At 32.3% G+C, this 21,996-nt stretch carries 19 protein-coding genes, 6 pseudogenes and 1 riboswitch; of the genes and pseudogenes, 23 read left to right on the forward strand and 2 right to left on the reverse strand.

The window, feature by feature from the left end; translation table 11 throughout:
• Window positions 1–16 precede the first annotated feature (16 nt).
• The 9 genes and pseudogenes from PWK10_RS02510 to PWK10_RS02550 all read left to right on the forward strand — a co-directional run bounded on the left by PWK10_RS02510 (window position 17) and on the right by PWK10_RS02550 (window position 7,594).
• Window positions 17–280: a hypothetical protein gene (locus tag PWK10_RS02510; RefSeq protein WP_274767284.1), complete on the forward strand. Its 264-nt coding sequence runs from the start codon at window positions 17–19 to the stop codon at window positions 278–280.
• A 5-nt stretch (window positions 281–285) separates the two neighbouring features.
• Window positions 286–597 carry a PDZ domain-containing protein gene (locus PWK10_RS02515; protein WP_446715282.1) on the forward strand — a complete coding sequence of 104 codons (312 nt, stop codon included), beginning with the start codon at window positions 286–288 and terminating at the stop codon, window positions 595–597.
• A gap of 588 nt (window positions 598–1,185) precedes the next feature.
• Complete coding sequence (locus tag PWK10_RS02520) at window positions 1,186–1,464, forward strand: hypothetical protein (protein ID WP_274767285.1); 279 nt, start codon at window positions 1,186–1,188, stop codon at window positions 1,462–1,464.
• Window positions 1,465–1,770: 306 nt separating this feature from the next.
• Window positions 1,771–3,486 (forward strand): methyl-accepting chemotaxis protein, encoded by a 1,716-nt coding sequence (locus PWK10_RS02525; RefSeq protein WP_274767286.1) that lies wholly within the window; start codon window positions 1,771–1,773, stop codon window positions 3,484–3,486.
• Between the two features lie 60 nt (window positions 3,487–3,546).
• Entirely contained in the window at window positions 3,547–4,830 is a 1,284-nt protein-coding gene (locus PWK10_RS02530) for a putative bifunctional diguanylate cyclase/phosphodiesterase (RefSeq protein WP_274767287.1), read from the forward strand.
• 18 nt (window positions 4,831–4,848) lie between these two features.
• Complete coding sequence (locus PWK10_RS02535; RefSeq protein ID WP_274767288.1) at window positions 4,849–5,118, forward strand: UPF0175 family protein; 270 nt, start codon at window positions 4,849–4,851, stop codon at window positions 5,116–5,118.
• Between the two features lie 92 nt (window positions 5,119–5,210).
• A complete protein-coding gene (locus tag PWK10_RS02540) occupies window positions 5,211–5,354 on the forward strand; it encodes a helix-turn-helix domain-containing protein (RefSeq protein WP_274766689.1) in 144 nt (47 codons plus the stop codon).
• 378 nt (window positions 5,355–5,732) lie between these two features.
• A pseudogene (locus PWK10_RS02545) lies at window positions 5,733–6,277 on the forward strand (RNA-guided endonuclease TnpB family protein).
• A 216-nt stretch (window positions 6,278–6,493) separates the two neighbouring features.
• The gene (locus PWK10_RS02550; RefSeq protein ID WP_008908808.1) at window positions 6,494–7,594 is read left to right on the forward strand and encodes a PRK06851 family protein; all 1,101 of its coding nucleotides are present in this window, start codon (window positions 6,494–6,496) and stop codon (window positions 7,592–7,594) included.
• A gap of 19 nt (window positions 7,595–7,613) precedes the next feature.
• Here PWK10_RS02550 and PWK10_RS02555 read toward each other — a convergent pair whose 3' ends face one another.
• The gene (locus PWK10_RS02555; RefSeq protein ID WP_274767289.1) at window positions 7,614–7,832 is read right to left on the reverse strand and encodes a hypothetical protein; all 219 of its coding nucleotides are present in this window, start codon (window positions 7,830–7,832) and stop codon (window positions 7,614–7,616) included.
• A 356-nt stretch (window positions 7,833–8,188) separates the two neighbouring features.
• The gene (locus PWK10_RS02560) at window positions 8,189–8,413 is read right to left on the reverse strand and encodes a hypothetical protein (protein WP_274767290.1); all 225 of its coding nucleotides are present in this window, start codon (window positions 8,411–8,413) and stop codon (window positions 8,189–8,191) included.
• A 1-nt stretch (window position 8,414) separates the two neighbouring features.
• Window positions 8,415–8,542: riboswitch (cyclic di-AMP (ydaO/yuaA leader) on the reverse strand.
• A 276-nt stretch (window positions 8,543–8,818) separates the two neighbouring features.
• Between PWK10_RS02560 and uvrB the strand changes: the two are divergent.
• From uvrB to PWK10_RS02620, 14 genes and pseudogenes are all read left to right on the forward strand, one after another.
• Window positions 8,819–10,775: pseudogene (uvrB, locus tag PWK10_RS02565) on the forward strand (excinuclease ABC subunit UvrB).
• Window position 10,776: 1 nt separating this feature from the next.
• Window positions 10,777–13,589, forward strand: a pseudogene (uvrA, locus tag PWK10_RS02570) (excinuclease ABC subunit UvrA).
• Between the two features lie 188 nt (window positions 13,590–13,777).
• On the forward strand, window positions 13,778–14,377 hold the full coding sequence (locus PWK10_RS02575; RefSeq protein WP_274767291.1) for a hypothetical protein: 600 nt from the start codon (window positions 13,778–13,780) through the stop codon (window positions 14,375–14,377).
• Window positions 14,368–14,784 (forward strand): hypothetical protein, encoded by a 417-nt coding sequence (locus PWK10_RS02580; protein WP_274767292.1) that lies wholly within the window; start codon window positions 14,368–14,370, stop codon window positions 14,782–14,784. Before PWK10_RS02575 ends, PWK10_RS02580 begins: the two co-directional genes overlap by 10 nt.
• A 130-nt stretch (window positions 14,785–14,914) precedes the next feature.
• Window positions 14,915–15,430, forward strand: a complete 516-nt coding sequence (locus PWK10_RS02585; RefSeq protein WP_446715283.1) for a YdcF family protein — start codon at window positions 14,915–14,917, stop codon at window positions 15,428–15,430.
• Window positions 15,431–15,572: 142 nt separating this feature from the next.
• Complete coding sequence (locus PWK10_RS02590) at window positions 15,573–15,863, forward strand: FHA domain-containing protein (RefSeq protein WP_274767293.1); 291 nt, start codon at window positions 15,573–15,575, stop codon at window positions 15,861–15,863.
• A gap of 11 nt (window positions 15,864–15,874) precedes the next feature.
• Window positions 15,875–16,393: an FtsW/RodA/SpoVE family cell cycle protein gene (locus PWK10_RS02595; RefSeq protein ID WP_274767294.1), complete on the forward strand. Its 519-nt coding sequence runs from the start codon at window positions 15,875–15,877 to the stop codon at window positions 16,391–16,393.
• A gap of 112 nt (window positions 16,394–16,505) precedes the next feature.
• Window positions 16,506–17,078 (forward strand): FtsW/RodA/SpoVE family cell cycle protein, encoded by a 573-nt coding sequence (locus PWK10_RS02600; RefSeq protein WP_274767295.1) that lies wholly within the window; start codon window positions 16,506–16,508, stop codon window positions 17,076–17,078.
• Window positions 17,079–17,314: 236 nt separating this feature from the next.
• Window positions 17,315–17,407, forward strand: a pseudogene (locus PWK10_RS19345) (hypothetical protein); the annotation flags it as partial.
• Between the two features lie 129 nt (window positions 17,408–17,536).
• The gene (locus PWK10_RS02605; protein WP_274767296.1) at window positions 17,537–18,496 is read left to right on the forward strand and encodes a peptidoglycan D,D-transpeptidase FtsI family protein; all 960 of its coding nucleotides are present in this window, start codon (window positions 17,537–17,539) and stop codon (window positions 18,494–18,496) included.
• A gap of 116 nt (window positions 18,497–18,612) precedes the next feature.
• Window positions 18,613–19,023 (forward strand): metal-dependent hydrolase, encoded by a 411-nt coding sequence (locus tag PWK10_RS02610; RefSeq protein WP_274767297.1) that lies wholly within the window; start codon window positions 18,613–18,615, stop codon window positions 19,021–19,023.
• A 26-nt stretch (window positions 19,024–19,049) separates the two neighbouring features.
• A complete protein-coding gene (locus PWK10_RS19350; protein ID WP_446715284.1) occupies window positions 19,050–19,151 on the forward strand; it encodes a hypothetical protein in 102 nt (33 codons plus the stop codon).
• A gap of 89 nt (window positions 19,152–19,240) precedes the next feature.
• Window positions 19,241–21,076: pseudogene (uvrC, locus tag PWK10_RS02615) on the forward strand (excinuclease ABC subunit UvrC).
• 80 nt (window positions 21,077–21,156) lie between these two features.
• A pseudogene (locus PWK10_RS02620) lies at window positions 21,157–21,872 on the forward strand (phosphatase).
• The last annotated feature ends 124 nt before the right edge of the window (window positions 21,873–21,996 follow it).

The following is a 21,996-nucleotide window of genomic DNA, read 5'->3' on the forward strand; positions in this document are numbered from 1 at the left end:
AAGAAATGCTATATTTATGGCTGTTCCTGTATTTGCTATGCTTGGATATGGAGATTTTGCAATTTCCACTGATGTTAAAACAAAGGTTAAAAGAACATCTTCTCTATTGGCTTTATTTAGCGGCATTTTGATTGGCTTATCACTTGTTGCTACTAAAGTATATATATTTAATTATATTGCAGCTATTTTTTCACCACTTGCCCATGAAGCTTTAATATTATATGAAAGATATATAGAAAAAACGGACGTCCTTTGTGGAGAAGAAGGGAAGAAGGGGTAGTTGTTTTGGATTCCATGCCTAATTCTCCTGCCGAAAAGATGGGCATTACTGCTGGTGACATTATAATATCAATTAACAATCAACCTATAAGGGGATTAGAAGATATTATTAATTTTTTCCAAAACTACAATAATTATATTTGGGTAGAAACTATTGATATTTTTGGAAAAAGAAAGGTATATGAATATAGGGATTATCAAAATGGCATTGATGAACTTGGAATATTGACTATTCCTAAATATAGTTTTAATGTTCCAATAATAGAAGATAGAGGTGGATTATTTAACATAATTAAATCCAAGTTTAGAAAACAATAAATGGCTGCCTATTAAGGCAGCCTATATTTGTGGGTATATATTCAAGTTATTGAAAAAATTACAAATAAGTTTTAAAATATAATTAGAATATTATAAAGGATGGCAAATATGAAAAATTTTATTAAAGAAGTCTTTATATTTCTGGCAAAATCCATATTAATTCTATTAGTTGTTATAGCATTGACTTATTTTGCTTCGTGGAAATATGATTATAATTTCTCAACTTTGTTATTTTACATTGGATTAATGTTTATTCTTATAGGCTGTTTCTCATGGTTGGGGAGACTTAGGATGGAAACTAGTCAAGCTTACGTATTAACAAAGACAATCACCAATGCAGGCACATCTAAGAATTCACATTTAGACTATTTATCAAGGGATACAAGTCTTCATTTTTTACTAATTATGGCTTGGATAGGAATATGGTTGATTGTTTTGAGTTATTTTTTAACTTGATTTTGATTGGAGTGGTAAATAAATGTTTATTAAACGCATATCAGTCTATATTTCCCTTTTACTTTGCATCTTTATTTTTTCCTCCTGCCAAAGCCCAAACGTTCTAAAACCTGATACCCCTGAAAATACAGTTTGGCTTTTAAAAGAGCTGTTGACGATGGTAAATATGATAATTTGAATAAACTTTTTATGGATGAGAGAAAGAATGCTGTTTCAATAGATACCTTTAAAAAACTAAAGGAAATTTCAACGCCCGGCGCAAGTTTTAAGCATTATCAACTTTTGACTTTTACAAGCGGTGAAATGGTGCTCATAAGATTGAGCCCTAACAAAATCGAAGGAGAATACAGAATAGAGGATGTAATAATAGTTCCAGAAGAAGCAAAGAAATTGTTTATGGAAGGAAAATGAAAATTTTTGAATTGACAAAGATTTGCTAAATGAATGGATTAAAGATGCAAATGGAAGAAGTTATTGATAGATATAATTTAACTTTTATTTTAAGAGCTTATATAGGCTCTTTTTTATTTTGTATTATGCTTTTCTACATAATATTTTTTACAGTAAAAATGTCGAATAAAGTAAATTAATATAATATTGTGCAATGATGTGTAATATTATATAATGAAATTTGTGTGATTTTAAATAATAATAAAATATAACTTAAAATCACGTTTAAATTTCACAAAAGGTGTAAGTTGGATGGGAGGGAAAACTATGAAGCAAACTAAAGAAAGTAAAAAAACTAGGCAAGGGTCTATAAAAACGATGATATTTGTTATTCCTTTAATTATTGTGTTGGTTGGGGAAATATTAATAGGAGCTATATCAACATATATAATGAGAGAAAGTATACTTAATGAAATGAGAAGAAATGGCTTTATTATTTTGCAGCAAGTAATAGATAGGATCAAAGATAGCCACAAATCTTTAGCTAGCTTAAATGATTCAATGGAAGAAAAATTATATATTAATAAGTATCAAGAGATTGTTGATGACTTGGGGAAAGAAGATAATATAGTATATGCTTTGTTTATTGACAAGAATTTAAGAGCAGTAGCCCACAGTAATAAAGAAAGAATAGGAATTGAGCTTAGCGATGAAGGTAGCAAAACAGCAGCAGTAGATGGAAAGCCTTATAGTTCTATATATTTTTATGAGGCTAAAAAAGTAAAGGTTTATGATGTCTTGTTACCTGTTTTTATTGATGGTAAACATATTGGAGCAGTAAATATTGGTTTTTCTATGGAAAAGGTTCAAGCAGCGATAAATAAAAATATAATGATTTTTATTGTAGTAGGGCTTATAGTTTTTGGATTGATGGCTATAGCTTTATATATTTCGTCAAATACTTTAATTAAAGCAATTTATAGATTAAAAGAAAAAATGCAGGTTATAGCATCAGGCGATTTAACGATTAGCACAATCAATGAAAATTATAAAAGAAATGACGAAATTGCTCAAATGGGAATTGCGATGGACAATATGATAAACAATATGAGGGAAATTATTGCAAGTGTTAAGGATAAATCAAGGGATTTAAGTATCAGTTCAAATTCTCTTTCAGCAACTTCAGAAGAAATGGCGTCATCATCGCAGGAACTTGCAAGGACGATGCAACAAGTTGCCGCAGGAGCATCAACACAGGCTAATGATTTACAGGATATTGTAAATCTAATGGGTAGATTGACTAACAATATAGAAAATGTGTATAAGGAACTTCAGAATGTAAAAAATGAAACGAACACAACAACAGATAGAGCAAACCACGGCAAAAAGGAAATGGATAAGCTTGTTAAATCTATAGAAGAAATAAGAAATGCCTTTGAAGTTGTTGTTACAAAAGTTAGCAACCTAACAAACTCAGTAAAACAGATAAGCAATATAACTGATGTAATAACTTCAATATCAGAACAAACAAATCTTTTAGCATTAAATGCAGCGATTGAAGCAGCAAGGGCAGGAGAAGCAGGAAGAGGATTTGCAGTTGTTGCTGATGAGGTAAGAAAGCTGGCAGAAGAGTCTAAAAAGTCGACAAGTGAGATAGTTGAGCTTGTTGAGTCAATACAATTAGATACTGAGGAAGTTATAAATACATCTAATGAAGTTGAAAGCTTTATAAAATCCCAAACAAGCTCTGTAGAAAATACCGTTGGAGCATTTGCTGAGATTCTAGAATCTATTGAAAATATTGCACCACTAATGAATAAGACATATGAAGCTATGGATGAGATAGTAAAATCAAAGGATGAAGTATTATCAAAACTTGAAACAGTAAGTGCTATTACTCAGGAAAATAGTGCAGCTTCAGAAGAAGTCGCAGCATCTTCAGAAGAACTTTCAGCATCCTCTGAAGAAGTTGCGGCAACTGCTCAAAATTTAAATACAATGGCAAAGGACTTGGATGAAATTGTAAGCAAATTTAAAGTATAAAGCTGTGCAGTAAGGTGTTACCTTACTGCCTTAAATTTATAAACATAATGGGGGATTCTGTTGGATTCATTAGCTTCCAGGACATATCAGAACGTTTTTATAGAAAGTAAAGAAGAATTAAAAAATATACTTCAAAATATTAATGGAAAATCAATTATTGTTGCATATATTGATATTGATAATTTTAAATATATTAATGATATTTATGGTTATGAGATAGGAGATCGGATAATCATTAATTTAGGACTTAAACTAATAGATATTGGAAAAGGCTCATTTGAGGTCTTCAAGCTTAATGCTGATGAGTTTATTTTGGTTTTTAAAAATTACTCAATGAATAGAGTAACAAAAATTATTGATAAAGTAATTAAAATTTGTAAGGAATTATATATATTTGAAATGAAAGAGATAATTACAAACATAAGCGTAGGAATATATGAAGTTCAAACTAAAGAAGAATTAAATGAAATCTTAAGAAAAGCAGAACTTGCAATGCATTTTTCAAAAATTAATGGAAAGTCAAGATTTACGATATATACTAAAGAGATAGAAGAATATATGAAAAGAAAAACAAGGTTGATTATAGAGTTAAAAAAGGCAATAAATAATGATGAATTTTATGTATTATATCAACCAATCTATAATTTGAAAGAAAAAAAGATAAAAAAGGTTGAAGCACTTGCAAGATGGAAAAATGATACTTTAGGAGAAGTATCGCCAGCAGAATTTATCCCTGTTTTAGAAGAATTGGGTATGATTAATGAATTTGGTATTTTGATAGTAGAAAAGATATTTAAACAAATAAAAAAATGGAAGGAAGACAATCTAGATATAAATGTTAATATTAATATATCACCTTTGCAGTTAAAATATTTTCATAAGAATGGCGAACTTAACATTCTGAAAGATAGATATCAAATAGATTTTAAAAGAATAACCTTTGAGCTGACAGAAGGACAACTTAAGGATTTAGATGAAGAAGATAAAAATACTTTAATGGGTTTAAAAGAAATGGGAGCTAAGATATCATTAGATGATTTTGGAAGAGGGTATTCTCAGCTATTTAATTTGTTTACCTTACCCATAAATGAAATAAAGGTAGATAGGGATATTATAAAATCTATAGAAGATGATTATAGAACGAGAAAGATGCTTGAATGCTTTATCAGATTAACAAAGGAATTTGGCTATGATATAGTAGGCGAAGGAGTAGAAACAAAAAGTCAATTGATTTTATTAAATGAGATGGGATGTAACTGTATTCAGGGCTATTATATTAGTAAACCTATAAGTGGAGCAGAAGTTTTAGATTTGGTTAATAAAAATACGTTAATAGAAGTATAATAGTTTTCGGGTGATACTATGAATAACTTAAGCATAAATATAAAGCCTGAATTTTTGTTGTTTTTACCTAAAGATAAAAAGTTTTTAGAAGATGAAGTTAACTTAGCTTTATCGATTTTACTATTTATAAGAAATAAAGTTACATTAGCAAAGGCGGCAGAATTAGCGGGTAGAAGTTTAGAAGAATTTATAGAAATTTTAAAAGAGCATGAGATTCCATGGGGTGAATATACCGAAGAACAATATGAAAAAGATCTTGAGACTATAAAGTATTTAACTAAAGAGTAACAGAAGTCGCCCACTTCTATAAGTGGGTGATGAATGTTGATTGATAAATTCTTTTTATGATATAATCAGTATTACAGGAAGGAGGTGTAATTTTGCTAAAGGCTTATAAATACAGGATATATCCAACAAAAGAACAAGAAGAATATTTTGCTAAAGTATTTGGTTGTGTAAGATTTATATACAATAAAATGCTCCATGACAAAATAGAATACTATAAAAAACAGGAGAAATGCTAAACAATACACCTGCACAATATAAAAAGAATATTCTTTTCTAAAAGAAGTAGATAGTCTTGCACTTTCCAACGCACAACTTAATTTAGAAAAAGCATATAAAAATTTCTTTAGAGATAAAAAACAGCCTTTCCAAAGTTCAAGAAAAAGAAAGGTTACCAGTCTTATACTACAAATAATCAAAATGGGACAGTAACACTTGAAGGTAGTTATCTAAAAGTTCCAAAGTTAAAGACAAAAATAAAAATAAAACAACACAGACAATTTGAAGGAAGAATTAAATCCGTAACTATATCAAAAACGCCAACAGGCAAATATTATGCTTCTATACTTGTAGAAGAAGAAATTAAAGAATTACCTAAAATAGATAAAAAAGTAGGTATAGATTTAGGAATTAAAGAATTTGCTATTTTATCTGATGGAACAAAGGTAGAAAATCCAAAATGGTTAAGAAAAACAGAAAAAGAATTAAAATTATACAAAAATCATTATCAAGAAAGCAAAAGCAAAGTAAAAACTATGAAAGAACAAGGCAAAAACTTGCTAAATTATACGAAAAAATATCAAATCAAAGAAAAGATTTTCTTCACAAATTATCTTCTAAAATTATACACGAAAACCAAGTGATAGTTTTAGAAGATTTACAGGTAAAAAATATGCAACAAAATCATAAATTAGCCAAAGCAATAACAGAAGTATCATGGGCAGAATTTAGAAGGATGTTAGAATATAAAGCAAGATGGTATGGCAGAGAAATAATAATAGCACCACAAAATTATGCATCAAGTCAAACATGTAGTGAATGTGGATATAAAAATCCTGATGTAAAGAATTTAGCATTGAGAGAATGGAAATGTCCAAAGTGTGGTGCAGTTCATGATAGAGATATAAATGCAAGCAAGAATTTGCTAAAATTAGCCATGTGATTGGTATATATGGGGAAGGAACAGCCCTTTGAGCGTGGGTAATCTGGTAACAGAAGTTACCTTGACCACGAAGCCACCACTTCTATAAGTGGAGGTAGTTCACTTGGAGATAATGCTTTAGGAAAAGAAAATATTTGAATAGTAATTTATAAAATGATTAACATAACAGCCCTCAATTGCATATTATAAATCAGAATTCTATTTTTGGGGGATAATATGGTAAAATCAAGACACTATCTTGCAAGTGCAAACACTTCCGCAGGTTTTGTTAATTATTTTGACTATGTTTTAAGGGATGCCCAAAGGGTTTACATTATAAAAGGAGGCCCTGGAACAGGCAAATCAACCTTTATGAGACTTATCGGAGAAGAACTTTTAAAGGAAGGAATGAACGTTGATTTTGTTCACTGCTCAGCTGATAAGGATTCACTTGATGCAATTGTAATTAACGATATCAATGTTGTAATTGTCGATGGAACTGCACCCCATGTTATTGATCCTAAATATCCTGGGGCAGTTGAGAGATTGCTTGATTTTGGCGAGTATTGGGATATAGATTACTTAAGAAGTAGAAGGGATATTATAAAATTTTATATTGATGAGATAGAAAATCAATACAAAGCATTTTTTAAACATCTTAGAGTTGCTAAATCAATTCACGATAAATGGGAAAAGGAATATTTAAAGGGAATGGATTTTAATAAGGCAAATGAAATCACTGATAGGTTAATTGATGAAGTTATTAAAGGTTGCACCCATAAAAAACCTAAAGAATGGCATAGGTTTGCTGGGGCTATGACACCACAAGGACAAGTATGCTATTATGACAATTTAACGCAGGATATTAAAAATAGATATATAGTAAAGGGAAGACCGGGGACAGGAAAATCAACAATGACAAAAAAGATTGCTCAGGCTGCACTTAATAAAGGTTACGATGTTGAATTTTATCATTGTGCCTTTGATCCATCAAGCATTGATATGATAATAATTAGAGAACTAGATTTTGCTCTACTTGATGGAACTGCACCCCATGTTTTTGAACCTGAACTTGATGATAAGGTTGTTGACATGTTTACTTGTATTGATACGAATATCGTCCATGAGAATGAAGACCCAATAAAGGCAATCGAAAGGGAATATGCTGAGGAGATAAATAAAGCTAAGAAGATTTATACTAACATTAAACAGCTCCACGATGAACTGGAAAAATATTATATCAATGCAATGGATTTTAATAACGTCAATGCATTAAGGATACGAATAACTAAGACATTGATAGAAATGTATAATACAATGAGCTCTAAAGGCGTTTAATCCTTTAGAGCTCATTTTCTTAAAATCCAGCAGCTTTTTTAATCATTTCTTGATGATCTTTGTCTACTGCACCATCCTTATGTCTTCTACTATTTAAAAAGTGTATATCAATGTGGCCGTCCATTCCGTTTCCTTTTATTTTATCTAAATTCATTCCACGGCCGTAACCACCTGAACGACCATTTACTATTTTTCCTTCTGGTGCTGAGTCAACGCCTGCATGGGGCATAGATGTCATAGATGCTGCAATTCTTCTTCCATTAACTTCAACGATAACAGGGCGCCTTTCCCAAGAAAATCCATTCCATATGTCCTTTATTATTTCCGTATCTTCCTTTGAAGCTGCCTCAACGTCGGCATGTAAATGTCCATATGTTCTTATAACATAAAAGGATTTTCCTGTTAAAGGTCTATAACCCTGGCTTTAGAACCTATAGAAAATACTTCCTTTGCTACTGACCAATCTAAAAGTTCACCGTATCCAGCTGCACTTCTTGAAGCTACGATTCTTCTGGTTGTCGACTTAGTTGATAATCTTTTTTAGCAGTGGACTTAGTTGTAACTTTTTTGGAGCCTTCTTTTTATTAGAAGTGGCTATTTTTGTTTTGCTAGTTTTTGATGTTTTACTTTTTGTAGTAGTATTCTTTTTCTTTGAAGTTGTTTTTGAAGAAGATTTATTAACTTTTTCGTTGTTGTGTCTGCTGAAGATTTCTTTACGGCCCTTGAAGTCTTTTTAGAAGGTGCAGCCTGGACGCTTGTCCATGTCTCTCCGTTAAAAATTAGCAAAATAATTAGTAAGATTGATATGAGCTTTTTCATTTGTATCACCTCTCTATGCCTACGAGGTTAGTTGACGGGTTCGGGAAGAGAGTGTCCCTACCAAATAATTGGATTCACCCCAAAGGATAATCCCCCGTTGTCCAAAAGGACATTCGGCAAAATTTCTCTTATATTATCCCTTATTTATTGAGGCTTGTCAATAGAAATTAATGGAACATATTTACATTATTTTCTTCAAGTGGAACTTTAACTTAAAGTGAATATGTTAAAGTAAAAAATTTAACAAAAACTTACATTTGTAAATTCCTGTATAAAAATGATGGCTTGATCGACAAGAAATTATTGTTACTTGCTAATAATTATATTTAGTGTAAAATTATATTTGACTATAAAAAGATAAAGGAATATAATCAAATTGCGAACATTTGTTCTTGAGGTGAAAATATGGGTGAATTTAAAATAGTTTCAAAATTTAAACCAACAGGCGACCAGCCTGAGGCTATAGAAAAGCTGGTTGATGGAATATTAAGGGGAGATAGATGTCAGACTCTTTTAGGGGTAACAGGTTCTGGTAAGACTTTTACTATGGCAAATATAATAGAAAGGGTTCAAAAGCCTACTTTAGTTATTGCCCATAATAAAACCCTTGCTGCACAGCTTTGTAACGAGTTTAGAGAGTTTTTCCCTAATAATGCTGTTGAATATTTTGTTAGTTACTACGATTATTATCAACCTGAAGCTTATGTTCCTCAAAGCGATACCTACATTGAAAAGGATGCATCTATTAACGATGAGATAGATAAATTAAGACACTCGGCAACATCGGCTTTGTTTGAAAGGCGGGATGTTATTATAGTTGCATCCGTTTCATGTATTTATGGCCTTGGAGATCCCTTTGAGTATAAAAACTTAGTTTTATCATTAAGGGTTGGAATGGAAAAGGATAGGGACGATGTTCTTAGAAAACTTATAGATATTCAATATCAAAGAAATGATATAGATTTTCATAGAGGAACCTTTAGAGTTAGGGGAGATGTTGTTGAGATTTTCCCAGCATCCTCCAATGAGAAGGCAATAAGGGTTGAGTTTTTGGAGATGAGATAGATAGAATTTGTGAGATAGATTTCTTAACTGGAGAAATATTAGCAGAGAGAAATCACGTTTCCATCTATCCGGCATCCCACTATGCCACATCAAAGGAAAAAATTGAAAGGGCAATTGAATCGATAGAAAGGGAGCTTGAGGAAAGATATAAAGAACTTATGGACAATGGGAAACTTCTTGAAGCCCAAAGATTAATACAAAGGACTAAATATGATATTGAGATGCTAAGGGAAGTTGGATACTGCACAGGCATAGAAAATTATTCAAGGCACTTTGATGGAAGACAACCTGGACAGCCGCCATATACTCTATTAGACTATTTCCCAGATGATTATCTTTTGTTTATAGATGAAAGCCATGTTACTATCCCACAGCTTAGAGCAATGTATGGTGGAGACAAATCAAGAAAAGATAACCTTGTTGAATATGGTTTTAGACTTCCTTCTGCCTATGATAACAGGCCTTTAAAGTTTAACGAATTTGAGAGAAAGATAAATCAAGTAATCTTTGTAAGTGCAACACCGGCTGAATATGAAATAAAAAATTCAACTCAAGTTGTAGAACAAATAATAAGGCCGACAGGTCTTGTGGATCCTGAAATAATAGTAAGACCAGTAAAAGGGCAAATAGATGACCTTATTGGTGAGATATCTAAAACTATTGAAAGAGGATTTAGAGTCCTTGTTACTACTCTTACTAAAAGAATGGCGGAGGATTTAACTTCTTATCTTAAAGAGGCAGGAATAAAGGTTAGATATTTGCATTCTGATATAGATACTATTGAAAGGATGAAAATAATTAGGGATTTAAGGCTTGGAGAATTTGATGTATTAGTTGGGATAAATCTTTTGAGGGAAGGATTAGATATTCCTGAGGTTGCCCTTGTTGCAATTTTAGATGCTGATAAGGAGGGCTTTTTAAGGTCACAAACGTCGCTAATACAGACAATTGGAAGAGCTGCAAGAAATGCTGAAAGCAAAGTTATCATGTATGCAGATACTATTACTGATTCAATGAAACGGGCAATAGATGAAACAAATAGAAGGCGCAAAATACAGATGGAATATAACAAAAACATGGTATAACTCCAAAAACTATTATAAAGCCTGTATTTGAAGTTATTGAGGCGACAAAGCCGGTTGAAATTAAGGATATAGATTTAAATGAGGAAAACAAGGAACTTCTTATAAAAAATATCGAAGAACAAATGCACAAGGCAGCAAAAGAACTTGACTTTGAAAGGGCTGCTAAGTTAAGAGACCTTTTATTCAAGCTTAAAAAGGAAAAGGAGAGATAGGATGTCTCAAGATAAGATAATAATTAAAGGTGCAAGAGAACATAACTTAAAGAATATAGATGTAGAAATTCCAAGAAATAAATTGGTTGTATTAACAGGACTTTCGGGTTCAGGAAAATCTTCCCTTGCCTTTGATACTATCTATGCAGAAGGGCAAAGAAGATATGTAGAATCCCTTTCAGCCTATGCAAGACAGTTTTTAGGTCAGATGGATAAACCGGATGTTGATTATATAGAAGGTTTATCCCCTGCAATTTCAATCGACCAAAAACCACCAGCAGAAATCCAAGATCAACTGTTGGAACAGTTACAGAAATATACGATTACCTTAGATTATTATATGCAAGAATTGGTGTTCCCCATTGTCCTAATTGTGGAAAAGAAATTAAACAGCAAGCTGTTGACCAAATGGTGGATAAAATATTAGAGTTCCCTGAAAGAACAAAGCTTCAAATTTTAGCACCTATAGTTAGGGGAAGAAAGGGAGAACATGTTAAGGTATTGGAAAATATAAAAAGAATGGTTTTGTCAGGGTAAGGATAGGCGGTGAAATTTATGAACTTAACGAAGATATTAAATTAGAAAAAAACATAAAGCACAATATAGAAGTTGTTGTAGATAGAATAGTAATAAAAGAAGGAATAAGGTCAAGGCTTACCGATTCAATTGAAACTGCCCTAAAACTTGCTGAGGGTTTAGTTATAGTGCAAATAATAGACGGCGAAGAATTTTTGTTCAGTGAAAAATTTGCCTGCCCAGACTGTGGCATAAGCATAGGGGATCTTGAGCCTAGGATGTTTTCCTTTAACAGCCCATTTGGTAAGTGTCCAGAGTGTGATGGATTAGGCATCATGATGGAAATTTCCCCTGAGCTCGTAATGGACAGAAGCTTATCGATAAAGGAAGGGGCCATCAAACCCTGGGGGACGTTAGATGAATCAGGATGGACCTATGCAGTTGTTAGGGGATTATCGAAACATTATGGGTTTAGCTTAAATGAGCCTCTTGAAAACATAGATGAAAGGGCAGTAGATCTGCTTTTATACGGCAGCGATGGAGAAAAGTTTAAAGTAGAATTTACAAGGGATAATGCGAAGGGAGAAATGCTTTATTCCTTTGAAGGTATTATTCCAAATCTTCAAAGAAGGTATAGGGAAACAAATTCTCAGTATATTAGAGAAGAAATTGAAGGCTATATGTCGGTTAAAAAATGTCCACTTTGTAAAGGCGCAAGGCTTAAAAAGGAAAGTCTTGCTGTAACCGTTGGCGGGCTTTCCATAGCCCAGTTAAGCGACCTTACTATAAGGGAGCATCTTGAATTTCTTGAGAAATTGAACTTAACGGAAAAGGAAACAATAATAGCAAATCAAATACTAAAGGAGATAAAGGCAAGGCTTAAATTTTTAGTGGATGTAGGGCTAGATTATTTAACTTTATCAAGGGCAGCATCTACATTGTCAGGTGGTGAATCCCAAAGAATAAGGCTTGCTACCCAGATAGGCTCTGGACTTGTTGGAGTTTTATATATACTTGATGAACCAAGCATAGGGCTTCATCAAAGGGACAACGATAAACTTCTTGCAACTTTAAAGCACTTAAGAGACTTAGGGAACACATTGATAGTCGTTGAACACGATGAGGATACTATAAGGGCTGCAGATTATGTTATAGATATAGGACCTGGTGCAGGGCAGCATGGAGGATATGTTGTGGCAGCAGGAACTCCTGATGAGATTGCCCAATGTGAAAACTCTATAACAGGTCAATATTTAAGCGGAAAAAGGAAAATTGAAGTTCCAAAGGAAAGAAAAAAGCCAAACGGAAAATGGATTGAAGTTAAAGGTGCAAGGGAAAACAATTTAAAGAATATAAATGTTAAATTTCCCTTGGAGTCTTTACATGTGTTACAGGTGTTTCAGGATCTGGTAAAAGCACCCTTGTAAATGAAATACTTTTCAAGGGTATTGCAAAAAACTTTATGGTTCAAAATATGAAGTTGGCGCCCATGACGATATACTTGGAATAGAATACATCGACAAAGTTATAGATATAGACCAATCGCCCATAGGAAGAACTCCAAGGTCAAATCCTGCGACATACACAGGAGTGTTTGATCTTATAAGGGAAGTATTTGCTCAAACACCGGAGGCAAAAATGAGGGGATATAAGCCTGGACGGTTCAGCTTTAATGTAAAGGGCGGAAGGTGTGAAGCCTGTGGTGGAGATGGAATAATTAAAATAGAAATGCAGTTTTTATCGGATGTTTATGTCCCATGTGAAGTATGCAAGGGTAAAAGATATAACAGAGAAACGTTGGAGGTGAAATATAAGGGCAAGAATATTGCTGATGTATTGGATATGACAGTAGAAGAAGCCCTTGAATTTTTCGAAAACATTCCAAGGATTAAATCAAAGCTTCAAACCCTTTATGATGTTGGTTTATCCTATATTAAACTTGGCCAACCTTCTACCCAATTATCCGGAGGAGAGGCTCAAAGGATAAAGCTTGCCTATGAGCTTTCAAAAAGAAGCACAGGAAAAACCCTTTATATTTTGGATGAGCCTACAACAGGACTTCATATGGAGGATGTTAGAAAGTTAATTGAGATTATTTATAGATTAGTAGAAACAGGCAACACAGTAGTTGTTATTGAGCATAACCTTGATGTAATAAAGTGTGCTGATTATATTATAGACTTAGGTCCTGAAGGTGGCGACAGAGGTGGACAGGTTATTGCAGAAGGAACTCCAGAAGATATAATAAAAAATGAAAAGTCTTATACAGGGCAGTATTTAAGAAAATATTTGGGATAAAGAGCAGCTGAGGCTGCTCTTTATTTTTAGAAAAATATGGTAAAATATATATAGGAGTTTAGTTTTGGAGGTATTGCTGTGAAAACTTTATTAAAAATTATATTGATTCCAATATTTCTTATTTTATTTTTTATTCCCTTACTTTAACCTATTATAAAATAAATCCACCAATAAAACTTACGGATAGGGTGTGGCTGGACAAAAGTATCCTTCTTGAAAATCCTAATAATGACTGGCATTTTTACTATGGAATATACAATCCAAGTATGTTTGATTTAAAGATAAAGGATGTGAAAGTTAATTTGAAAAATGTTAAAGTTGAAAAATTGGGTCTTCGAGATGTAACCAATAACCCAGAAGAAACATTTAAGGAAATAGATGAAACAAACCCTTTTGTTTTAAAAAGGAAGTCCAAAGCACAGATTTTAGTGGTATTTAGAATATATGGATTAAACTCAGAACTTGAAAATATTGTATTTGATTATACTTTATTAGGTATTCCTTTTAGACAGAGGATAAAAATTGAATTGTTTGCTGATAAAGAACAAAATACGAATGACGGTTTTCAGGTTGTTATCGATGAAATAAAGAATAATGAAAATATTACTTTGATTGCTAAAGATGTTTCAGAGGAAAAGCTGTTGAGTCAAAATGATAGGAAAAGACTTATAGAAGCTTTAGAAAAATCTAATATAATAAATGACGATGACTTTTTACAGGTCAAGCCATATCACCTGCCTTTCCACTTTATATGCTTAGATTTGGAAATAAAGAAATTTTGTTTATAGATAAAACAAAAATTTTAGTTAGGGATCCGAAGTATTTTAGTTTTTATCTTGTTCCAAAGGATATCTGGAATGAGATGGAAAGAATACTTCCTGTAAATAAGCTTAATGATGTTAATGATTTAGTATTTTTATTTAAAGCTGAAAAATTAAAGATAGAGGATATTGAGAATGAAGTTATCAATGGAGATTACACATATATAAAAGAAAAGATAATAAGAACCTTAAGAACTGCAGAGGCGGTTGGTGAATTACAGAACAAAGAAGGTGAAAAATTGATTCTAAAATTCCAAATAAATGGTAAGGAATATGCTATTTACGTCTATAATGATGGTTTTATATATAACAATAATTTTTATGAGAAGAAGGGAATTAAAGAGGATATAGAACTTGCATTACAAGCAGTATAATATCTTATTACAAGACTTGCACTTGCAGGTCTTGTTTTTTGTGGATATAATATACTTAAATAATCAGGGGGATTAATTTGAAAAAATTTTTATTTTATGGTTTTATGCTTTTGATTTTGCTGATTTTTTCTTGGCAGGACAAATTATTTACTTTGGCTATAACAGTAAACCCAAAAAGGCAGATTGCATTATAGTTTTAGGGTGTAAAGTTCGGGGAAATGAACCTAGCCACTTTTTAAAGGCGAGGTTAAATTTAGCCATAGAATTATTTGAAAATGGATATGCAAAATATATAATAGTTTCTGGAGGTCAAGGTAAGAACGAAAATATTTCTGAAGCTGAAGCTATGCAAATATATCTTAAAAGGAAGGGTGTAAAAGAAAAATATATAATAAAAGAGGATAAATCATATTCGACCTATGAAAATTTACTTAATTCAATGGAAATAATGAAATATATGGGTTTTAAAGATGCAATAATAGTATCCAATAAATATCATTTAAAAAGGGCATCTTTAATAGCAAACAAACTTGGAATTAGGGCAAGCTATGCAGGATGCTTTGTTACAGACTGGCTCTACTTTGAAATAACTGGATTTATTAGGGAGATACTTGCTCTTTTAAAGTTTTATATTTTTAACATGTAGGTGATTTTATGAAGGAAATTGCTATGATTTTAAAATTTATTGTTATCGGACTTATATATTTAGTTATTTTTAGAATTATTAAGATAATGTATTTGGATTTAAAGGGTATAAACAGGATAAAAGCTCATAAAAAGAATTTGCATTGGAAATTAATGATGCTCCTGAGGATATTGGTATAACTAAAGGCTCACTATATATTATTCATAAAGTTATGAGCATAGGAAGAAACTTTGATAACGATTTAGTTATTAAGGATCCATATGTTTCAGGTAACCATGCAAAGATATTCGTAAAAGATGATAGACTATTTATTGAAGATTTAGGCAGCACTAATGGAACATATGTAAATGGGAGGAGAATAGATAAGATTGAACAGATCGAAGAAGGCGATATAATCGATATAGGAAGGATATCCTTAAAAGTTCTTGAATAGGAGATGGCTCTATGGTTAATTTAGAAAAGTCCATACTAAAAAATATATATTTAATTATAATTTTATTATTTCTTATTCTTTCTCTACATCGAGGAACTTTTGAAATAGCTCCATTCATTTATGGTGCTTTTTCTATTATTTTAATTTTCTATGGCCATTTTATAATCAAAAGATTTTATCCCAATGTCGATAAATATCTTTTTATAATTTCGGCTTTTATTGTTCAGTTTGGACTTGTTATGCTTTATAGGTTGGATCTTCAAAGGGCGGTAAGGCAAATGGCTTGGTTTGCAGTTGGTGTTACAGTATTTATATTTGTTCTTTTATTGTTTCCCAACATCAAACGATTAGAAAAATATTCCTTGACATTTGCCCTTTTAACTATAATTATACTAACTTTACCATTATTTTTGGGAAGGGAAATTAAAGGTTCTAAAAACTGGATTCAGATTGGTTCTTTTAGCTTTCAGCCGTCGGAACTTGGGAAATTGTTTATAATATTTTATTTATCCGGCGTAATCAAAAAATAAACGACTATAAAGATGTTTTGAGATACTCTATTCCAGTAGTTTTATCTATAATCATTTTTGTCCTTGAAAAGGATTTAGGATCAGCCCTTATGTTTTTGGTATTTTCATGACTATGCTTTATATTGGCACATCAAGAATTAGCTATATATTATCCGGTTTAGGATTGTTCGGCATTGGTGGATTTTTAAGCTATTTTATGTTTGATCATGTTAAAAGAAGGGTAAATATATGGCTAGATCCATGGAAGGATAAATATGGTGCAGGGTATCAGATATGCCAGTCTTTAATTGCAATTGCAAGCGGTGGTTTGTTTGGAACGGGACTTGCAGGAGGACATCCAGAGGTAATTCCTGAAGTTCATACGGATTTTATTTTCTCTGCCATATCAGAGGAGTTTGGACTTTTAGGGGCTATTGCCTTACTTATATTATATCTTCTTTTAATTTATAGGATGTTAAGGACGGCCCTTTATGCTAAAGATGATTTTTCAAGACTTGTTGCTGTTGGTATAGCAAGCATGTTTGCGTTTCAGGTATTTGTTATAGTTGGCGGAGTTACTAAAATGATTCCTCTTACAGGTATTACTTTGCCATTTGTTAGTTATGGAGGAAGTTCTATGACTATTAGTTTTCTTTCTATAGGGATACTTCAAAAGATTTCAGAAGTGGGGAATAGCGATGAATGAAGAAAAACTTCTTAGAAATATAAAGGCTCTTATAGTATTTTTTTCTTTAATTTTTTGGTTATAATAGGTTATTTAACTTATTTTAATCTATATTTATCAGAAAATATTGTTAGGGACAGTTCAAATCCAAGGATAAAATTATCCGAAGAGGACGTTTTGAGGGGAGCGATATTTGACAGGAATGGGAAGCAGATAGTATATAGTAAGAGAACCAGAGATGGCCAAAAAGATACTACAAAGATGGCGAAATATTTGCTCACGTTGTAGGTTATAATAGCTATATTTATGGCAAAACAGGAATAGAGCTTTTATATAATGATGCTCTTTCAGGCAAAACATTTTATTACGATTTATTAGGGAGCATTTTTAGAAAGTTTGCCCAAACATTTGAAGGTGAAAAGCGGGGAAGCAACGTTGCACTGACGATAGACTATGCTCTTCAATATAGGGCCTATAAATTGCTCGGTAGCGATAAAGGGGCAATTGTTGTATTAAATCCAAAGACGGGTGAGATTTTAGCTTTAGTATCTAAGCCATCCTTTGACCCTGAAAGTATAGATAAAAATTTTAAAAAATATAAAAAGGATGTTGAGGGGAATCCATTTTTAAATAGAGCAACTCAAGGGTTTTATCCACCAGGCTCAACCTTTAAAATAATTACAGCAGCTGCCGCGCTGGAGAACATCAAAAACATAGAAAATGAGAAATGGCTATGCACCGGGAAGCTAAAAATAGGGGACTATGTTCTAAAGGATTTTAACTCAGAAGCCCATGGGAAAATAGATTTGAAGAAAGCTTTTACTAAGTCATGCAATTTTACCTTTGGCAGTTTAGGAATGGAGCTGGGATTTAATAATCTTAATCGTGAAGCTGAAAAATTTTTATTTAATAAGGATATAGTCCTTGAGGATTTAGCTATAAGAAAGTCTACATATAATTTAGAAGATAAAAACAGTAGAGCACTTTTAGCTCAATCTGCAATAGGACAGCATGGAGTTGCAACAAATCCACTGCAAATGGCACTTGTTGCAGCAACAATTGCTAATAAAGGAATAATGATGAAACCATATTTAGTAAAAGAAATTAAAGATGAGTATGGTGTAGTATTAGAAAGAAAGAAACCTCAAGTCTTAACAAGGGCCATCGACAAGGAAACAGCTGAGAAGATAAAGGAATATATGATTGATGTAGTTAACAAAGGAACTGGCGTTAGAGCAAAATTGTCTAATATAGTTATAGCAGGTAAAACTGGAACGGCAGAGATTCCAAATAGCAGCGAAACTCATTCATGGTTTGTTGGATTTGCACCCGTTAATAATCCACAGATTGCCTTTGCAATAATCGTTGAAAAAGGAGGAACAGGCGGTAAAAGAGCGGCTGAAATAGCAAGGGAGCTTGTAAGTGAATATTTTAAATAAGGGGGAGAGGTTGTCTCTTCCCTTTTTCTTTGATAAGACAATTTAGCTACAAACACTTGTTCGATAGATAGTTTTGGTATATACTATAGGTAAAGTTTACATAAAGGGGAGTTAACATGACGGGAAAAACCCATGTTGGGATTGGAGTAATATCTGCAGTAGCATTATCGCAGTATAAGATGGTAGAATTATCATTAGGAGGACTTTTAGTTTGTGCTATAGCCTCCCTTTTGCCTGATATAGATCATCCTAAAGCTCTCTTGAATAAATATATACTTCCTATTAAAAATAAAGCAGTAAAGACGACGATATATTTTACATTAGGGGTATTTTTCTTGCTTTTAAACTTTTTTTATTTAAACTTAAAATACGTAGAAACTATAGGGATATTTTTTGTTTTAACAGGTTTTTCTTCCCATAGAAATGGAATAACCCATAGTTTAACCGGTCTTTTATGTTTTGGTGGCACCTTTGGTTATGCTGCAAGGATATATGGTTTTAAGGAATATATAGTGCCTTTTTTATAGGATATGGGCTACATTTAATAGCTGATATGTTTACTAATAGAGGTGTTCCTCTTTTTATCCCTTTAAAAGAAAAAATACAAAATGCCAATAACCTTTGCAGTAGGGTCCTTTTGGGGCAATCTATTTGAAGGCCTTATAATCTCCATTGGCCTTATTTATCTTACCTTTAAACTTCCTGAAATATTATTAAAATAAATAATTTTAGGAGAGTGGAAGTATGTTTGATATAAATGAGGCGCTAAAAAATCTTCCGGATAGCCCAGGAGTTTATATAATGAAGGATGAAAATGGAGAAATAATTTATATAGGAAAGGCTGTATCTTTAAAGAATAGGGTAAGACAGTATTTCCAAAACTCTAAAAACCAACATCCTAAAGTTAGGGCTATGGTAAGCCAAATCAAGGAATTCGAATATATATTAACAGATAATGAACTTGAAGCATTAATTCTCGAATGCAACCTTATAAAAAACATAAACCCAAGTATAATATTTTGCTTAAGGATGATAAGCACTATCCATATATAAAAGTGACACTAAATGAAGAATATCCAAGGGTATTGATGGTAAGAAAGCTTGAAAAGGATGGGGCAAAGTATTTTGGTCCCTTTACCGATGTTTCTGCTGTAAAGGAAACATTGATGTTAATAAAAAACTATTTAAGATTAGGACATGTAATAGAAATGTTAGTTTTGGGATTGAGGTTGGGCGCCCCTGTTTAAATTATCATATTGGGCTTTGCCTTGCACCTTGTAAAGGCGATGTTAAAAGGGAAACTTACATGCAGATGATAGAAGGTATAATTAAGCTATTAAATGGAAAACATGAAGAAATAATTAAGGAATTGGAAGATAAAATGTTAAAGGCATCAGAGAACCTAGAATTTGAAAGAGCAGCAGAGTATAGAGATCAAATAAATGCCATAAGGAAAATTCAGCAAAAACAAAAGATTATATCATCGGCCCTTGAAGATGAGGATGTTGTAGCTCTTGCAAGGGATGAAAATGGTGCCTGCCTTCAGATGTTCTATATAAGGGGTGGAAAGCTTTTAGGTAGTAAAAACTTTTACTTTAAAGATGCTGATGATATAGATGAGCTCTTATCACAATTTATAGTTCAATATTATACAAGTGAAGAATACATTCCAAGGGATATTGTTCTGCAGAGGGATATTCCAGAAATAAGTATAATAGAGTCTTATTTATCAAGGCAAAGAGGAAGTAAAGTAAAGATAAGGGTTCCTAAAAGGGGGATAAATTAGACCTTGTTGAAATGGCTAAAAAAATGCAGAGGCAGCCCTTAATCAGGTTAAGGCAAAAATAATAAAAGAAAGGCAAAAACCTTTGGTGCTCTTGAGGAGCTTAAAGCAATCCTTGGATTGGAAAAGTTGCCAATTAGGATAGAGGCCTATGATATTTCAAATATTAGTGGCGTAGATATGGTAGGTTCTATGGTTGTATTTGAAAACGGAAGGGAAGCTAAAAAGAGTATAGAAGATTTAAAATAAAAAACGTCAAAGGGCAAAATGACTATGATGCCCTAGAGGAGGTTCTAAGAAGAAGGTTTAATAGGTATTTTGAAGAAATAAAAAATAAGGATAACCCTAAAAATAAGTTTAATAAACTACCTGATCTTATCCTAATGGATGGAGGGATAGGTCAAGTTAATGTGGCGTTGAAGGTTTTAGAAGAATTCGGACTTAACATAGAAGTTGCAGGGATGGTTAAGGATGAAAAACATAAGACAAGGGCATTAGTTTTTAATGGTGATGAAATTTCTATTTTAAAGGATTCCAATGCCTTCAGACTTATATATAAAATCCAAGAGGAAGTTCATAGGTTTGCTATTGAATATCATAGAAGCTTAAGATCAAAAAGCGTTATTAAGTCTGAACTTGATGAAATTGAAGGAATTGGACCGAAAAGAAAAATGGAACTTATTAAACATTTTAAAAGCATAGAAAACATAAAAAATGCTACAATTGAAGAGCTAATGATGGTAAAGGGTATGAATAAAAATATAGCACAAAAGGTTTATGAATATTTTCACAGTTAATTTATTAACATTGAAGATAGCTCTTTTAGATGTTAAAATATAAAAGGTTTATTTTTGATTATAATGGGGTGATTGAATTGATTAAACCTTTAATAGATACACATACTCATACAATAGCGAGTGGTCATGCCTACAGCACTTTGATTGAAAATTGTTTGGAGGCAAGTAAAAGGGAATTAAATTAATAGCTATGACAGATCACGGCCCCGCCATGCCAGGAGGACCTCATAAATTTCATTTTGGCAATTTGAAGGTTATACCTCAATTTATCCATGGGGTTGAAGTTTTAAAGGGTGTTGAGCTAAATATAATAGATTATGAAGGAAATATAGATCTTGATGAAGGACGATTAAGCAAATTAGATTTTGTAATAGCAAGTTTGCATGATGTATGCATAAGTCCAGGTAGTGTAAAGGATAATACAAGGGCATTAATTGGTGCAATTAAAAATAAATATGTTCATGCGATAGCCCATCCTGGAAACCCAATTTTTGAAATTGATATAGATGAGGTTCTAAAGGCTGCAAAGGAATATAATGTTCTAATTGAGATTAATAACAGTTCCTTTACAACATCAAGACCGGGAAGTTATGAAAACTGCAAAAGAATAGCATATAAGGCCCTTGAAAATGGCAACCTTTTAACGACAGGAAGCGATGCTCATATCTGCTATGAAGTAGGATTGCTTGACAAGTCGGTTTCTTTATTGGAGGAACTTGGGGCAGATGAAAAATATGTAATTACTACTGATGTAGAAAGATTTAAAAAATTTTTGGAAGAAAAAAGAGCTTTTTAACGTTGGAGGAGAATTAGATGAAACTGCCAGACAGGTTTTTAGATAGGATGAAATTTCTTTTGAAGGATGAATTTGAAGCTTTTTAGGAAGCTACAAAGAAGATAGATACCAAGGGATTAGAGTA

This window comes from Caloramator sp. Dgby_cultured_2 (genome assembly GCF_028872215.1).
Lineage (GTDB): Bacteria > Bacillota > Clostridia > Clostridiales > Caloramatoraceae > Caloramator > Caloramator australicus.

Excerpts from the sequence above, each read along its gene's own strand:
- PWK10_RS19350 (WP_446715284.1), top strand. The coding sequence starts at position 19,050 with ATGTTTACTAATAGAGGTGTTCCTCTTTTTATCCCTTTAAAAGAAAAA.
- PWK10_RS02555 (WP_274767289.1), bottom strand. The coding sequence starts at position 7,832 with ATGACATCTATGCCCCATGCAGGCGTTGACTCAGCACCAGAAGGAAAA.
- PWK10_RS02600 (WP_274767295.1), top strand. The coding sequence starts at position 16,506 with ATGCTTTATATTGGCACATCAAGAATTAGCTATATATTATCCGGTTTA.
- PWK10_RS02560 (WP_274767290.1), bottom strand. The coding sequence starts at position 8,413 with ATGAAAAAGCTCATATCAATCTTACTAATTATTTTGCTAATTTTTAAC.
- PWK10_RS02550 (WP_008908808.1), top strand. The coding sequence starts at position 6,494 with ATGGTAAAATCAAGACACTATCTTGCAAGTGCAAACACTTCCGCAGGT.
- PWK10_RS02525 (WP_274767286.1), top strand. The coding sequence starts at position 1,771 with ATGAAGCAAACTAAAGAAAGTAAAAAAACTAGGCAAGGGTCTATAAAA.
- PWK10_RS02610 (WP_274767297.1), top strand. The coding sequence starts at position 18,613 with ATGACGGGAAAAACCCATGTTGGGATTGGAGTAATATCTGCAGTAGCA.
- PWK10_RS02535 (WP_274767288.1), top strand. The coding sequence starts at position 4,849 with ATGAATAACTTAAGCATAAATATAAAGCCTGAATTTTTGTTGTTTTTA.
- PWK10_RS02595 (WP_274767294.1), top strand. The coding sequence starts at position 15,875 with ATGGTTAATTTAGAAAAGTCCATACTAAAAAATATATATTTAATTATA.
- PWK10_RS02510 (WP_274767284.1), top strand. The coding sequence starts at position 17 with ATGGCTGTTCCTGTATTTGCTATGCTTGGATATGGAGATTTTGCAATT.